Genomic DNA, 13651 nt, shown 5'->3' on the forward strand with positions numbered 1-13651 from the left:
TTCGCCGAACAGGCACAAAAGTGAGTGATAGTTTACCAGATTTTGTGTGTTTTGTGGGGGTGGCGCTACGATTTCATCAATAATTGTCTATCAGACAACGGTTTAGCGGCAAAAATATAATGAATAAAATGGTGGGAGAGTGCTTTTAGCGATTCAAACAAATAAAAAAACCCGGTGAGACACCGGGTTTTTACCATTAATATGATGCCATAAAGGCAAAAAATTAACGTTTGGAGAACTGTGGACGACGACGTGCTTTACGCAGACCCACTTTCTTACGCTCAACTTCACGCGCATCACGCGTTACGAAGCCAGCTTTACGCAGTTCACCACGCAGAGACTCGTCATATTCCATCAGTGCACGGGTGATACCGTGACGGATAGCGCCAGCCTGACCTGAAATACCACCACCTTTAACAGTGATGTACATGTCAAACTTGGTAACCATGTCTACCAGTTCCAGCGGTTGATTCACTACCATGCGGGCAGTTTCACGACCGAAGTAAACTTCAAGGCTACGTTGGTTAATAACGATTTTACCGCTACCCGGCTTAAGAAAAACGCGTGCAGCAGAACTTTTGCGGCGACCAGTGCCGTAGTATTGATTTTCAGCCATTGCCATAATCCCGATTAAATGTCCAGAACTTGCGGTTGCTGTGCCGCATGATTGTGCTCAGTACCTGCATAAACTTTAAGTTTACGATACATTGCACGGCCCAGCGGACCCTTCGGCAGCATGCCTTTAACCGCGATTTCAATCACACGCTCAGGACTGCGGGCAATCATCTCTTCAAAGGTCGCTTGTTTGATACCACCGATGTGACCGGTGTGACGGTAATAAATCTTGTCTGTACGCTTGTTGCCGGTTACAGCAACTTTTTCTGCGTTCAGAACGATGATGTAATCACCAGTATCAACGTGCGGGGTGTATTCCGCTTTATGCTTGCCGCGTAGGCGACTAGCCAGTTCAGTAGCGAGGCGACCCAAGGTCTTACCATTCGCGTCAACAACATACCAGTCGCGTTTTACAGTTTCTGGTTTAGCTGTGAAAGTTTTCATTATAAAAGCTTACCCAATTAATAAGTTACACGTTGGTGAACACCCAAACGTTCAAAAACAGTTGAGGCTCACACGACCATCAGTCCAGCAAACCTACCCCTTCGAATAGCCAATGCTGGCACTATACAAAGTTCTGGGAAAAAAACTTTGTTGTAACGTGGGGTCGCAAGATTATAGAGAAGTCGACGTCAAAGATCGAACTGTTTTTGGCGAGAAAGGTATAAATTAAACATGTTAAGTTAGGGCGAAGAATAATCGCCCGTCACAGAATAGCATTTTAGCGCGTATAAAGTGAATAACTGCGGCGCAGATTACTTTTACGGCAAGTGCGGTAAAGAGAGATATTCTTCACTTTGCATCTCTTGTAATCGCGATAAACATCGCTGATATTCAAATTTAAGCCGCTCGCCGCAATAAATCTCGAACATTGATGCTTCCGCTGCAATGATCAATTTCACTCGCCGCTCATAAAACTCATCGACTAATGCCAGAAAACGCCGGGCGGTATTCTCATCTTGCGTCGCCATCTTGTGGACATTGTGCAGTAATACGGTGTGATAAAGCTTAGACAGCGCGATGTAATCAAGTTGGCTGCGAGCCTCTTCACATAATGTATGGAAATCGACCGCCAGCACGCCTTGCGCCGAGCAAATGGCTGGCAAAGGCCGATGATTAACTTCCAGTACCGGTGCCCTTTCACCTTCTTTGCCCGCCAGCTTAATGAAAATATCTGCCATTGCCTGCTCAGTTTGCGGGTTTAGTGGGGTCAGATAGAGGTTTGCTTGAGTCAAAGTGCGCAGACGATAGTCAATACCGGCATCGACATTCATCACGTCGCAATATTGCTTAATGAGTTCAATGGCCGGCAAGAAGCGGGCGCGCTGTAAACCATTACGATACAAGTCATCCGGTGGAATATTTGACGTCGCAACCAAAGTGATGCCACGGGCAAACAGTGCTTCGAGTAATGTCGCCAACAACATGGCATCAGTAATATCTGAAACAAAGAATTCATCAAAACACAGCACATCGGTCTGCGCCTTAAAGCCATCAGCAATGATTTCTAATGGATTTTCATGACCTTGCAGCGTTGTTAGCTCCTGATGCACCCGCAACATAAAACGGTGAAAATGCAGCCGGAGCTTACGTTCGCCCGGCAAACTGTGGAAAAACATATCCATCAACCAGGTTTTACCCCGCCCCACACCGCCCCACATATATAGGCCCTGAACCGGGCGAATTGGCGTGCGTGGGGCACTTCGTCCCAATAAACGGCCCAAATGCCCTCGAATACCGGCACTCGCCGCAGGGGAGTTCTGGCGTTGATTCAGTTCCTGATAAATGGTGTCCAGCCGGGCGACGGTGCGCCGCTGTACATCATCAGGTTGGTAGTCGCCGACATCAAGTGCCTGCTGGTAAAGTGCTATAGGTGAACTCGGTTGCATGTTTATCAACAATCCCTGATAAAATAGTTATCTACTTTTCGCTGCGCTTTCTTGCTGATTTATCGGGCAATCGCAGCATTTACCGACTCTGCTACTGCGAAAAAAGCCTGATAACCATAAGCAAAGTTGCATCAGGATTCCACTCAGACAAGGTTAACGGTTATAGTGGGTATTATTAAGTGAAAAAGCCCTGCTGAACAATGAAGTCAAAAAAGGAGTCATCATGACCTGGGAGTATGCGCTTATTGGGTTGGTTGTTGGTATTGTAATTGGCGCGGTGGCTATGCGCTTTGGCAACCGTAAATTGCGTCAGCAGCAAGTGCTGCAAAATGAGCTGGAGAAGAGCAAAACAGACCTGGAAGAATACCGTCAGGAACTGGTTGGGCATTTTGCCCGCAGTGCCGAATTGCTGGATAACATGGCTCGCGACTATCGCCAGCTTTATCAGCATATGGCGAAAAGCTCCAATAACTTATTACCGGACTTGCCGTTGCAAGATAACCCGTTCCGCTATCGTCTGACAGAATCGGAAGCCGATAATGACCAGGCACCGGTCAAAATGCCACCTCGTGATTACTCCGAAGGGGCATCCGGTTTACTGCGTCCGGAACATCAGACCCGAGACTAAGCACATAAATATCAAGCTGACTACAGCATGCCTCGCACTGCTGTAGTCAGCACATTTACACTTCTATACTTACCTCTCCTTGAATTGCTTTATCCTAACCCCTATATCAAGCGGTATCTTAGGGTGCTTATTTTTAGAACAGCAGTAGCCTTTTGAAATAAGTGAATTTTTTAGCTCATTCAGAGTCTGAATTAATAACGGACCTGTCGCAGCCATCCCCTATTCATTCACCGTTAGGTATTGAGAGAGTTTAAATCAATGAAGAAAAAATCATTATTTCTTAGTGCGCTGGCAATGAGTGTCGGCTTAGGTCTCGCATCTGTTCCTATGGTGAACGCAGCGGCACTTCCTGCGGCAGTAGCGGGCCAAGCAGTCCCAAGTCTGGCGCCAATGCTGGAGAAAGTGTTACCCGCCGTTGTCAGTGTTCATGTCTCAGGCACTCAAGTACAGCAACAGCGTTTGCCAGAAGAGTTCAAATTCTTCTTCGGCCCAAATGCGCCAACAGGTAAAGAGAGCAATCGCCCCTTTGAAGGTTTGGGGTCTGGCGTCATTATTAATGCGGAAAAAGGTTATGTACTGACCAATAACCACGTTATCAATAACGCGGATAAAATCCGTGTTCAGCTCAATGATGGCCGTGAATATGATGCCAAACTGCTGGGGCGCGATGAGCAAACTGATATCGCGTTGTTACAGCTAACGGATGCCAAAAACCTGACAGCTATTAAAATAGCTGACTCCGATAATCTGCGTGTCGGTGATTTTGCCGTCGCCGTGGGGAACCCATTTGGTCTGGGGCAAACTGCAACATCCGGTATTATTTCTGCACTGGGCCGCAGTGGCTTGAATCTGGAAGGGTTAGAAAACTTTATTCAGACTGATGCTTCTATCAACCGCGGCAACTCAGGAGGGGCGCTGGTTAACCTGAACGGCGAATTGATTGGGATTAACACCGCCATTTTAGCGCCGGGTGGCGGTAATATCGGCATCGGTTTCGCCATTCCAAGCAACATGGCGCAAAACCTCAGCCAGCAGTTAATTGAGTTTGGCGAAGTGAAACGCGGCCTGCTTGGTATTCGTGGTAGTGAAATGACCGCTGACATGGCGAAAGCCTTTAATATTGATGCTCAGCGCGGGGCTTTTGTCAGTGAAGTGTTGCCAAAATCAGCGGCATCTAAAGCCGGTATCAAAGCGGGTGACGTATTAGTTTCCGTGGAAGGTAAACCTATCAGCAGCTTTGCGGAGTTACGCGCCAAAGTGGGCACTACCGGCCCGGGTAAAGCTATTAAAGTCGGTTTGTTACGTGATGGCAAACCGCTTGAAGTGACGGTAACACTGGAGAACAGCAGCCCAACATCCACCAGTGCAGATACCCTATCACCTTCATTACAGGGTGCATCCCTGAGCAATGGTGAAATCAAAGGTGGCAGCAAGGGCGTCAAAGTAGAAAACGTGACCAAAGGCTCACCGGCAGCACAGTCGGGCTTGCAAAAAGACGATGTAATTATTGCCGTAAACCGTGTGCGAGTGAAAGATATCGCCGAGTTACGCAAAGCTATTGAAGCTAAACCTGCGGTTATTGCACTGAACATTGTGCGTGGTGAAGAGAATATTTATCTGTTAATCCGCTAATTTGCAGAAAAATCGGACACAGCACAATGCTGTGTCCGCCAAACTCATGCTATCCTCCGCTTACCTATTCATTCACGCCTTAAACTTCATGTTTCTTAAGCTATTGCGTTCTATTATTTTGGGGCTAATTGTTGCCGGTATCTTACTGGTTGCAATCCCTATGCTCCGTAGCCCCGGCCATTTCTTTTCCAGCAATGGTAATAGCGTAGATGAAGAGGCTCCCGCCAGTTATAACCAGGCGGTGCGCAGAGCGGCCCCTGCCGTTGTTAATGTTTATAACCGTAGCCTAAGCCCGACTCAGGAAGGGTTAGCCATTCGCACTTTGGGTTCTGGCGTAATCATGAGTGATAAGGGTTATATCCTCACCAATAAACACGTTATCAATAATGCTGAACAAATCATTGTCGCATTACAAAACGGTCGTATATCAGAAGCATTGCTAGTCGGTTCAGATAATCTGACTGATTTAGCTGTTTTGAAAATCGATGCGGTAAACCTGCCGGTCATTCCCATTAATATTAATCGCACGCCACATATTGGTGACGTCGTGCTCGCGATTGGTAACCCCTATAATCTCGGTCAAACCGTCACGCAAGGGATTATCAGCGCCACAGGACGCATTGGTTTAAGTGATTCCGGGCGACAAAACTTTCTCCAGACAGATGCTTCAATCAACCAAGGGAACTCCGGCGGTGCGCTGGTCAATACGCTGGGTGAATTGATGGGGATTAACACGCTGTCCTTTGATAAAAGCAGTAATGGTGAAACGCCAGAAGGTATCGGTTTTGCCATTCCGACAGCGCTCGCAACCAAAGTGATGGAAAAGCTGATTCGTGATGGCCGAGTTATTCGTGGCTATATTGGAATTACCGGCGAAGAATATCCGCCATTCAATGCCAGCGGTAATAGCGGCGATCGAATCCACGGCATTAAAGTGAACAAGATATCGCCAAATGGCCCGGCTGCGAATGCTAACTTACAAGTGGGCGATATCATTCTTAGCGTTAATAATAAGCCTGCAACATCTGTGATTGAAACTATGGATCAGGTAGCTGAAATTCGCCCTGGCACCACAATTCCGGTTTTATTATTACGTAATGGCCAGCAAATTACGGCACAAATCACCATCACAGAATTGGATCAAAACGAAGTCCTTGGCCAACAACAGCCAGCATCATAATCATTTTGATCAGTATAGGTCGCAAAAAAATGCCAGCCCGATAATCACCGGCTGGCATCTGTTTTTATGGGGCGATGAGAAAAAGCTTATTCGCCTTTTACGCGCTCGATTTTAGCACCCAAAGCACGCAATTTATCTTCGATACCTTCATAACCGCGATCGATATGATAAATGCGGTCAACAATAGTCACGCCATCAGCAATACAGCCCGCTAATACCAAACTGGCAGAAGCACGCAGATCAGTTGCCATTACCTGAGCACCAGACAGTTGCTCAACGCCATAGCAAATCACCGTATTACTCTCGATTTCTGCATGTGCGCCCATACGAATCAGCTCTGGCACATGCATAAAACGGTTTTCAAAAATCGTTTCGGTGATAACACCGGTCCCTTCCGCGACGAGGTTCAGTAAGCTGAACTGAGCCTGCATATCCGTTGGGAAGCCGGGGTGTGGCGCGGTCCGCAGGGTAATGGCTTTAGGGCGTTTACCGTGCATATCAAGGCTTATCCAGTCGTCGCCAACTTCAATATCAGCACCGGCTTCACGCAGCTTGGCCAACACCGCATCCAGCGTATCAGGGCGAGTCTGACGACAAACCACTTTACCGCCAGAAATCGCCGCAGCCACCAGGAAAGTACCGGTTTCAATGCGGTCGGGCAGAACGCGATAAACACCGCCTCCCAAGCGCGCCACACCCTCAATAGTAATGCGGTCAGTACCCGCGCCGGTGATTTTTGCTCCCAGCGTATTCAGGAAATTCGCCGTATCAACAATTTCTGGCTCGCGAGCGGCGTTTTCAATAACCGTGGTGCCTTCGGCCAATGTGGCTGCACTCATAATGGTCACAGTCGCGCCCACGCTGACTTTATCCATTACGATATGCGCGGCTTTCAGACGACCATTGACAGAAGCTTTGACGTAGCCTTCTTCCAGCTTGATTTCAGCGCCCAGTTGTTCCAAACCGGTGATATGCAAATCAACCGGACGCGCGCCAATAGCACAACCGCCCGGTAGAGAGACCTGTCCTTTACCAAAGCGGGCAACCAGTGGCCCCAATGCCCAAATTGAGGCGCGCATGGTCTTAACTAAATCGTAAGGCGCACAGAACTCGTTTACACCGCTGGCATCAACAAAAACAGAGCCGGAAGCATCGCGTTCAATTTTGGTGCCTAATTGGCTCAGCAACTTAATGGTGGTATCAATGTCTTTTAGCTTTGGGACATTTTGCAACTCTACCGGTTCTTCAGCCAATAACGCAGCAAATAATATTGGTAATGCTGCGTTTTTCGCTCCGGAAATGGTGACCTCACCGCTTAGGCGAGTCCGCCCCTGCACACGAAACTTATCCATTGTGACCACTCTTTGTTGTCAAAATACTGGTTGTCAAATTCGAATTCACTGCCCGCTTTAGAAACCGCCTAACAAGTCTGTAGGCAATTTTATCGCCAACAGCATTAAAAGCCGTTTAGTTTGCGATCCCGCTGCCACTCTTGTGGCGTATAGGCCTTAATAGATAAGGCATGAATACGGTTATCAGCAATATATTCCATCAAAGGCGCATATACAGCTTGCTGTTTTTTCACCCGGCTCATATCAGCAAATAACTCACCCACAGCAATCACCTGAAAGTGGCTGCCATCACCGGTAACATGCGCTTCTTGTAATGCCAATGCTCGCATCAGCACGTCTTTAATTTCGGAAGTATCCATAAGATTCATTCTATTTTAGGAGGATTATAGCCGTCAGACTTCAAGTGGCAGAGATGTTGGCTGCATCTTGAAATCTATTGGGTATAGTAATCAGCTGAACATATTAGTGGAATACAGCTTTCTCTGAAACTAAAGAAAAGCCCCTGTTTTGCTATTGCACACAGAGGCTTGAAAACTTTAGTTTTTTGCTGTGGAAATAATCGACACAAATATGTATCGATTTAATGCCACCGACTATGCGCTGACGACTTCTACCGGGATGACGTCTCGCAGATTGTACAGTTCAATCAAGGTAGACAGCCGATCGCTGACACCGGTAATGGCTAATGAGACACCCTGTTTGCTGCGCAGTTCACGAAAGTGAACAAGCAGTGCCAGGCCAGATGAATCAACCCGCTTTAATTGGCTGACATCAATACGTGTCTTATCCGCCAACAATGTCTCACGCAATTGCCACAGCGGTAACAGCGTTTCACGATCCAATTCACCTTGCAGTACCAGCGTTTCCTGCTGTGACTGCCAATTCAATTCATCTGCCATAATCACTGCTTATCTAAGGTTATCGGCTGTTTTGCTGCAATCAGCAACTGTTGGGTCAGGCCATCAACACCTTTCTGACGCAAGATGGAAGCCCACTCATTTTGCTTGGTGCTGATCATGCTAACGCCTTCGGCTATCATGTCATACGCTTGCCAGTTACCTGTTTGGCTGTTTTTGCGCCACTGGAAATCTAAACGTACCGGTGGACGACCATTAGGGTCAAGGATAGTCACACGAATGGCGACAATATTGGCATCACCCAATGGCTGGTCTGGAGCCACGTCGTAAGTTTGGCCATGATACAACGCCAGCGCCTGACCATATGCCTGTTCCAGATATTGGCTGAAAGCATTGAAATATGCCTCACGCTGCGCAGGCGTTGCGGCTTTGTAATAACTCCCCAGCACCAAGGCACCCGCGTATTTAATCTGAACAAATGGCAATAACTCTTCACGCACGATAGTGCGCAAATAATCCGGGTTCTGCTTAATTTTGGCTTGTTCGGTTTTTAGGCGCGTGAATGTTCTTTGCGCCGCTTCATCCATCAGACGGTATGGGTTGGTTTGATCGACAGCATTCGCCAGTGGTGCCACCACCAACAACGCGACCATAAGTAAACGTTTAAACATTCAGATACCCTCTTAAGGATGTTGAGTTGCAGGCAAGCTGCCATTTGCTGGCGCAGGTGCTGCTGCCGGCTCACTGGCTGGTGTATCAGAATTACCATCACCGCCACTCTTGTACAAGAACTGGCCGATAAGATCCTCCAGAACCAATGCAGATTTGGTGTCTTGAATCACGCCACCATCTTTCAAAATACTGGTTCCCATGTCAGGGTCTTCAAAACCGACATTGAGCGCCAGGAACTGCTCACCCAACAAACCGGAAGTGCGCACCGCCAAGGAACTGGTGTCCGGGATATGGTTATAGCGTTGTTGAATATCTATCGCCACACGTGGACTGTAGTTTTTGGTATCCAGAGTAATATCAGCGACTCGCCCAACGACAACCCCACCAATTTTGACCGGCGAGTTATTCTTTAGACCACCAATATTGTCAAAATTTGCATAAATCCGGTAAGTCGGCTGATTACCCACGGATTTGATATCCGCCACTTTCAAGCACAGGAATACCACCGCCAGAATAGCAATAAGTATAAACGCCCCTACCCAGACTTCACTTTTCTTCGTTTGCATCGACTCAGTTCCCAAACATCAGTGCTGTCAGCACAAAATCTAATCCCAATACCGCCAGTGACGAATGCACAACAGTACGGGTCGTTGCCCGGCTAATCCCTTCAGATGTTGGGACCGCATCATAACCATTAAACAGCGCAATCCACGTCACGGTAATGGCAAATACCAGGCTCTTAATAAGGCAATTGAGTAAATCAGTGCGCCACTCAACGGCATTTTGCATTGCAGACCAGAAGAAACCGCCATCAATCCCCTTCCAGTCGACACCGACCACAGAACCGCCCCAGATGCCGACGGCAACAAAAATAGCGGTCAATAGTGGCATGCTGATAAGACCAGCCCAGAACCGGGGAGCCACCACCCGCCGCAGAGGGTCGATAGCCATCATTTCCAGACTGGAAATCTGTTCAGTGGCTTTCATCAAACCAATTTCTGCTGTCAGGGCTGAACCGGCACGGCCAGCAAAGAGCAAGGCCGTAACCACTGGCCCTAACTCTCGCAGTAATGATAAAGAAACCATCATCCCGAGACTGGCTTCCGCACTGTACGTGGTCAGGATCAAAAAGCCCTGTAAGCCCAGAACCATGCCAATAAACAGACCGGAAACCACGATAATCAGTAAGGATTGCACCCCAACGCTATACAGCTGCTTGAGCAGTAATGGCCACTGTTTTCGTGGTTCAGGCCGCCCGACCAGCGCATTAAACAGCATTAAACCTGCGCGACCAAAGGATGCGCAGACATTGATTCCCCTGCGACCCAAAGACGCTAACACCTGTACAAACATGAATACTCCATCAGCCTAATACCTTTCGCACTTGCAGCAGCAGGTGTGCTAACGACACGTCCAACTCACTTACTGATATAAGTTTATTAGCATTCGTGCATTTGCTTCCTGCAACTCCAATTACTTTAGGTCTAACAGCTCAGTTTTATAATCACCAGCCGGGTAACGGAAAGGCACCGGCCCGTCGGCAATACCATCGAGGAACTGACGCACCCGCATATCATCATTGGCTTGTAGCTGCTCAGGTGTTCCTTCAGCAATGACGTGCTGATCGGCAACAATATAAGCATAATCAGCGATACTCAGCACTTCTGGCACATCATGGGAGACCACTACGCAAGTGACACCCAATGCATGATTCAGCTCATCGATCAGTTTTACCAGCACGCCCATGGTGATGGGGTCCTGCCCGACAAAAGGCTCATCAAACATGATCAATTCGGGATCAAGGGCAATTGCCCGCGCCAATGCGGCACGGCGCGCCATACCCCCTGAAAGCTCTGCGGGCATTAAATTAGCCGCGCCACGCAACCCCACGGCCTCTAACTTCATCATCACCGTGCTATGCAGCAGCTCTTCCGGTAAACGGCTATGTTCGCGCAATGGAAAAGCCACATTCTCAAACACGGTCAAATCGGTGAATAACGCGCCAGATTGAAACAACATGCTCATTTTCTTGCGCACATCATACAAACGCTGGCGAGAAAGCGCCGGAATATTATCACCATCAAACCAAATTTCACCGGTATCTGGCGCAAGTTGCCCGCCAATCAGGCGCAGCAAAGTGGTTTTACCAATCCCTGAAGGCCCCATAATCGCAGTGACTTTACCGCGCGGGACCGTCATGTTGATATCGGCGAATATCGGACGCTCACCACGGGTAAAACTCATCCCGCGGATCTCTATCAAATTCGACGCCAGTTGGTTCATTATCATTCGTCCCTTAGGCCTTTTATGACTCATATACCCACCAATGCTACAGCAAATAGCGGTAACGAGCGCAATTGGGAAGTATTCTGGCAACTTATTAGCGTTTTTTCGTAGCCAAAGTTGCCATACGTTTTACTTTTCTGGCACTCACAGTCAAAATTAGGGGGTAAGCAAAAAAAAAAGCGTAACGCGTTTTTAGTGATTTTTACCAACGAGTTTATGCCAATGGATCGGGATTATACCCTAAATAATTCGAGTTGCAGGACGGCGGCAACTGAGTGAGTCCCCAGGAGCTTACATGAGTAAGTGACTGGGGTGAACGAAGACAGTCAACACACCTGCAATTTGAAGTATGACGGGTATATAACTAATAAAGGACTCTGCATGTTTCTTGCGATAACACTATTAATCATTGGCTTGGTTTTACTGGTGTACGGCGCCGATCGATTAGTTTATGGCGCTGCCGTGTTATCACGTTCTTTCGGTATCCCGCCACTTATTATTGGGATGACGATTGTCGGTATTGGCACTTCGCTACCGGAGCTTATTGTCTCCGTCACGGCGGCATTGAATAATCAAACGGATATGGCGGTCGGGAATGTGCTGGGTTCTAATATTACCAATCTATTACTGATTGTTGGCGGTGCAGCCCTAATACGCCCACTGACCGTGCGCTCAGAGATTTTACGCCGCGAATTACCCTTGATGTTAGTCGTGACAGTATTATGCGGTTTCTTGCTGGCAGATAACCACCTTAGCCGAGGGGATGGTGTTATTTTACTCTTGGCGGCGGCCGCTTTTATTATCCTGATGCTAAAAATTGCGCGCCTGGCTCATTCGCAAGGAAATGACATTCTCACCCGCGAACAATTGGCAGAATTACCCCAAGACAGCAGTAATACCGTCGCATTATTATGGCTAGTGCTGGCATTTATTATTTTGCCGCTATCCGCCAAAATGATTATCGACAATGCCACGGTCATCGCCAGAGTCGCAGGGGTCAGTGAATTGGTTATCGGGTTGACTGTCATCGCCATTGGCACCAGTTTACCCGAGTTGGCCACCTTTATCGCCGGTGCTTTAAAAGGTGAAGATGATATGGCGGTCGGTAATATCATCGGCTCAAATATTTTTAATATTGTTATTGTGTTAGGTGTCCCCGCATTGCTGTCTCCTGGTGATATCAATCCCGATGCTTTCCAGCGAGATTACTGGGTAATGCTCGGTGTCAGTGTGATATTCACTGTACTTTGTCTGGGGCGTAAACATCGAATCGGCCATATGGCGGGCGCTCTGTTATTATGTGGGTTTATCGCTTACATAGCGGTGCTTATACCCTAAATAATTCGGTTTGCAGCAAGGCAGCAACTGAGCAAATCCCAGGCGCTTGTACAAGTCAGTGACAGGGGTGAATGAAGGCAGCCAACACAGATGCAGATTGGAGTATGACGGGTATATTTTGGATGCCATTAACTGCGGCGTAACCCATGTTGCCTACCAACATTGAGCGGGAACCAAGTATGTCTTCTTCTGATTTACAGCCGAATACGGATTTACAACCCAGAGTTGATTTCCAACAGGCTGGTAAACAAGTATTACAGATTGAGCGCGATGGGCTGGCACAGCTTGATCAATATATTAATGACGACTTTACCAAAGCGTGCGAAGCAATATTTAACTGCCACGGTAAAGTTGTCGTGATGGGGATGGGTAAGTCTGGCCATATTGGGTGCAAAATTGCCGCGACGTTTGCCAGTACCGGCTCCCCGTCATTCTTTGTCCACCCCGGCGAAGCCAGTCATGGTGATCTGGGCATGATCACGCCGCAAGATATCGTGTTAGCTATCTCCAACTCGGGGGAGTCCAACGAAATCCTTGCCTTGATCCCTGTCCTTAAGCGTCAGAAAATTCAGCTTATTTGTATGAGCAACAACCCAGAAAGCACCATGGGCAAAGCGGCTGATATTCACTTGTGCATCAAAGTCCCGCAAGAAGCTTGTCCACTGGGATTGGCCCCCACCACCAGCACGACCGCCACATTAGTGATGGGAGATGCGCTCGCCGTTGCTTTGCTACAGGCGCGGGGCTTCACTCAGGAAGATTTTGCCCTCTCCCATCCGGGCGGCGCACTGGGGCGCAAATTGTTATTGCGGATCAGCGATATTATGCACACGGGTGCCGACATTCCTCACGTCAGCCCTGATGCCACATTGCGGGATGCATTACTGGAGATTACTCGGAAAAATCTGGGTTTAACCGTAATCTGTGACGACTTGATGATGATTAAAGGTATCTTTACCGACGGTGACTTGCGCCGGGTATTCGATATGGGCATCGACTTGAATAACGCGAAAATCGCAGATGTGATGACCAGCGGCGGTATACGGGTTCGTCCAACCATGTTGGCGGTGGATGCGCTCAACCTGATGGAGTCACGTCATATTACCGCGGTGTTAGTGGCCGATGGTGACCAATTATTGGGTGTCGTCCATATGCACGACATGCTGAGAGCTGGAGTCGTCTGACATCTAAGCCACTAATAA

Annotated in this window: 15 protein-coding genes; 5 read left to right on the top strand and 10 right to left on the bottom strand. The window is 48.1% G+C overall.

Annotated features, from left to right (window positions below):
• Positions 1 to 223 precede the first annotated feature (223 nt).
• The 3 genes from rpsI to zapE form a co-directional block, all read right to left on the bottom strand.
• The gene (rpsI, locus tag F0T03_RS18965; protein WP_005162424.1) at positions 224 to 616 is read right to left on the bottom strand and encodes a 30S ribosomal protein S9; all 393 of its coding nucleotides are present in this window, start codon (positions 614 to 616) and stop codon (positions 224 to 226) included.
• A 14-nt stretch (positions 617 to 630) separates the two neighbouring features.
• Complete coding sequence (rplM, locus tag F0T03_RS18970) at positions 631 to 1059, bottom strand: 50S ribosomal protein L13 (protein WP_004710905.1); 429 nt, start codon at positions 1057 to 1059, stop codon at positions 631 to 633.
• Positions 1060 to 1376: 317 nt separating this feature from the next.
• Entirely contained in the window at positions 1377 to 2504 is a 1128-nt protein-coding gene (zapE, locus tag F0T03_RS18975; RefSeq protein WP_159680097.1) for a cell division protein ZapE, read from the bottom strand.
• Between the two features lie 223 nt (positions 2505 to 2727).
• Here zapE and zapG point away from each other — a divergent pair, with 223 nt between their 5' ends.
• The 3 genes from zapG to degS all read left to right on the top strand — a co-directional run bounded on the left by zapG (position 2728) and on the right by degS (position 5944).
• Positions 2728 to 3132 (top strand): Z-ring associated protein ZapG, encoded by a 405-nt coding sequence (gene zapG / locus F0T03_RS18980; RefSeq protein ID WP_004714934.1) that lies wholly within the window; start codon positions 2728 to 2730, stop codon positions 3130 to 3132.
• 258 nt (positions 3133 to 3390) lie between these two features.
• Positions 3391 to 4764 (top strand): serine endoprotease DegQ, encoded by a 1374-nt coding sequence (gene degQ, locus F0T03_RS18985; RefSeq protein ID WP_145555204.1) that lies wholly within the window; start codon positions 3391 to 3393, stop codon positions 4762 to 4764.
• An 88-nt stretch (positions 4765 to 4852) separates the two neighbouring features.
• The gene (gene degS / locus F0T03_RS18990) at positions 4853 to 5944 is read left to right on the top strand and encodes an outer membrane-stress sensor serine endopeptidase DegS (protein WP_145555203.1); all 1092 of its coding nucleotides are present in this window, start codon (positions 4853 to 4855) and stop codon (positions 5942 to 5944) included.
• An 86-nt stretch (positions 5945 to 6030) separates the two neighbouring features.
• Here degS and murA read toward each other — a convergent pair whose 3' ends face one another.
• From murA to mlaF, 7 genes are all read right to left on the bottom strand, one after another.
• Positions 6031 to 7296, bottom strand: coding sequence for a UDP-N-acetylglucosamine 1-carboxyvinyltransferase (murA, locus tag F0T03_RS18995; protein WP_145555202.1), 1266 nt, complete (start codon positions 7294 to 7296; stop codon positions 6031 to 6033).
• 104 nt (positions 7297 to 7400) lie between these two features.
• Positions 7401 to 7655 (bottom strand): BolA family iron metabolism protein IbaG, encoded by a 255-nt coding sequence (gene ibaG / locus F0T03_RS19000; protein ID WP_145555201.1) that lies wholly within the window; start codon positions 7653 to 7655, stop codon positions 7401 to 7403.
• 234 nt (positions 7656 to 7889) lie between these two features.
• Complete coding sequence (gene mlaB / locus F0T03_RS19005; RefSeq protein ID WP_145555200.1) at positions 7890 to 8195, bottom strand: lipid asymmetry maintenance protein MlaB; 306 nt, start codon at positions 8193 to 8195, stop codon at positions 7890 to 7892.
• Between the two features lie 2 nt (positions 8196 to 8197).
• On the bottom strand, positions 8198 to 8824 hold the full coding sequence (mlaC, locus tag F0T03_RS19010; protein ID WP_050076999.1) for a phospholipid-binding protein MlaC: 627 nt from the start codon (positions 8822 to 8824) through the stop codon (positions 8198 to 8200).
• A 12-nt stretch (positions 8825 to 8836) separates the two neighbouring features.
• Positions 8837 to 9391, bottom strand: a complete 555-nt coding sequence (gene mlaD, locus F0T03_RS19015; RefSeq protein ID WP_145555199.1) for an outer membrane lipid asymmetry maintenance protein MlaD — start codon at positions 9389 to 9391, stop codon at positions 8837 to 8839.
• 4 nt (positions 9392 to 9395) lie between these two features.
• Positions 9396 to 10178, bottom strand: coding sequence for a lipid asymmetry maintenance ABC transporter permease subunit MlaE (gene mlaE / locus F0T03_RS19020; RefSeq protein WP_145555198.1), 783 nt, complete (start codon positions 10176 to 10178; stop codon positions 9396 to 9398).
• Positions 10179 to 10298: 120 nt separating this feature from the next.
• Complete coding sequence (mlaF, locus tag F0T03_RS19025) at positions 10299 to 11108, bottom strand: phospholipid ABC transporter ATP-binding protein MlaF (RefSeq protein WP_145555197.1); 810 nt, start codon at positions 11106 to 11108, stop codon at positions 10299 to 10301.
• Between the two features lie 384 nt (positions 11109 to 11492).
• Between mlaF and F0T03_RS19030 the strand changes: the two genes are divergently transcribed.
• Positions 11493 to 12449, top strand: coding sequence for a calcium/sodium antiporter (locus tag F0T03_RS19030; RefSeq protein WP_145555196.1), 957 nt, complete (start codon positions 11493 to 11495; stop codon positions 12447 to 12449).
• Between the two features lie 179 nt (positions 12450 to 12628).
• Positions 12629 to 13633, top strand: coding sequence for an arabinose-5-phosphate isomerase KdsD (kdsD, locus tag F0T03_RS19035; protein WP_159681014.1), 1005 nt, complete (start codon positions 12629 to 12631; stop codon positions 13631 to 13633).
• The last annotated feature ends 18 nt before the right edge of the window (positions 13634 to 13651 follow it).

The sequence above is a fragment of the Yersinia canariae genome (assembly GCF_009831415.1).
In the GTDB taxonomy this organism is placed as follows: Bacteria; Pseudomonadota; Gammaproteobacteria; order Enterobacterales; family Enterobacteriaceae; genus Yersinia; species Yersinia canariae.

What these genes read in the sequence shown, in the direction of transcription:
- murA (WP_145555202.1), bottom strand. Translation starts at nt 7,296, where the DNA reads ATGGATAAGTTTCGTGTGCAGGGGCGGACTCGCCTAAGCGGTGAGGTC.
- kdsD (WP_159681014.1), top strand. Translation starts at nt 12,629, where the DNA reads ATGTCTTCTTCTGATTTACAGCCGAATACGGATTTACAACCCAGAGTT.
- degS (WP_145555203.1), top strand. Translation starts at nt 4,853, where the DNA reads ATGTTTCTTAAGCTATTGCGTTCTATTATTTTGGGGCTAATTGTTGCC.
- mlaB (WP_145555200.1), bottom strand. Translation starts at nt 8,195, where the DNA reads ATGGCAGATGAATTGAATTGGCAGTCACAGCAGGAAACGCTGGTACTG.
- degQ (WP_145555204.1), top strand. Translation starts at nt 3,391, where the DNA reads ATGAAGAAAAAATCATTATTTCTTAGTGCGCTGGCAATGAGTGTCGGC.
- rplM (WP_004710905.1), bottom strand. Translation starts at nt 1,059, where the DNA reads ATGAAAACTTTCACAGCTAAACCAGAAACTGTAAAACGCGACTGGTAT.
- mlaC (WP_050076999.1), bottom strand. Translation starts at nt 8,824, where the DNA reads ATGTTTAAACGTTTACTTATGGTCGCGTTGTTGGTGGTGGCACCACTG.
- ibaG (WP_145555201.1), bottom strand. Translation starts at nt 7,655, where the DNA reads ATGGATACTTCCGAAATTAAAGACGTGCTGATGCGAGCATTGGCATTA.
- mlaF (WP_145555197.1), bottom strand. Translation starts at nt 11,108, where the DNA reads ATGAACCAACTGGCGTCGAATTTGATAGAGATCCGCGGGATGAGTTTT.
- zapE (WP_159680097.1), bottom strand. Translation starts at nt 2,504, where the DNA reads ATGCAACCGAGTTCACCTATAGCACTTTACCAGCAGGCACTTGATGTC.
- mlaE (WP_145555198.1), bottom strand. Translation starts at nt 10,178, where the DNA reads ATGTTTGTACAGGTGTTAGCGTCTTTGGGTCGCAGGGGAATCAATGTC.
- rpsI (WP_005162424.1), bottom strand. Translation starts at nt 616, where the DNA reads ATGGCTGAAAATCAATACTACGGCACTGGTCGCCGCAAAAGTTCTGCT.
- zapG (WP_004714934.1), top strand. Translation starts at nt 2,728, where the DNA reads ATGACCTGGGAGTATGCGCTTATTGGGTTGGTTGTTGGTATTGTAATT.
- F0T03_RS19030 (WP_145555196.1), top strand. Translation starts at nt 11,493, where the DNA reads ATGTTTCTTGCGATAACACTATTAATCATTGGCTTGGTTTTACTGGTG.
- mlaD (WP_145555199.1), bottom strand. Translation starts at nt 9,391, where the DNA reads ATGCAAACGAAGAAAAGTGAAGTCTGGGTAGGGGCGTTTATACTTATT.